This is a genomic window from Acidimicrobiales bacterium (assembly GCA_030747595.1).
GTDB lineage: Bacteria > Actinomycetota > Acidimicrobiia > Acidimicrobiales > MedAcidi-G1 > UBA9410.
In genome coordinates this window covers 1-544 of the sequence record JASLKK010000077.1, presented here as the reverse complement: position 1 = coordinate 544, position 544 = coordinate 1, and the positions used below count along the sequence as shown (strand labels likewise).

The 544-nt window shown below is 52.2% G+C and carries 2 rRNA genes; both read left to right on the top strand.

From position 1 onward, the window contains the following. Positions 1 to 311, top strand: a 23S ribosomal RNA gene (locus QF777_12195); the annotation flags it as partial. An 86-nt stretch (positions 312 to 397) separates the two neighbouring features. Continuing rightward, positions 398 to 512 (top strand): 5S ribosomal RNA (gene rrf / locus QF777_12190). Positions 513 to 544: the final 32 nt, after the last annotated feature.

The window sequence follows — 544 nt, the reverse complement described above, 5'->3', positions numbered from 1 at the left end:
GAGCTGGGTTTAGAACGTCGTGAGACAGTTCGGTCCCTATCTGCCGTGGGTGTACGAATCTTGAGAGGAGCTGTCCCTAGTACGAGAGGACCGGGATGGACGCACCACTAGTGTACCGGTTGTAGCGCCAGCTGCACCGCCGGGTAGCCATGTGCGGAAGGGATAACCGCTGAAAGCATCTAAGCGGGAAGCCCCCCTCGAAACCAGGATTCGCTGAGAACCGTGGAAGACTACCACGTTGATAGGCCAGGTGTGGAAGCGCAGTAATGTGTGAAGCTAACTGGTACTAATAGTTCGATCGGCTTGATCGGCCGTATGCGAAGGCAGCGTCTAGTGCTGCTAATATGGAGCAAGAACTTGAGATCTTTTCATTTAATATGCTGCTGTAGCTGAATGGCTTGGTGGTTATGGCGAGGGGTCAACACCCGATTCCATTCCGAACTCGGCCGTTAAAACCCTCAGCGCTGATGGTACTGCATCTTAAGGTGTGGGAGAGTAAGTCGCTGCCAAGCCTTTCAGCTACAGCAGTTTTATTATATTAACT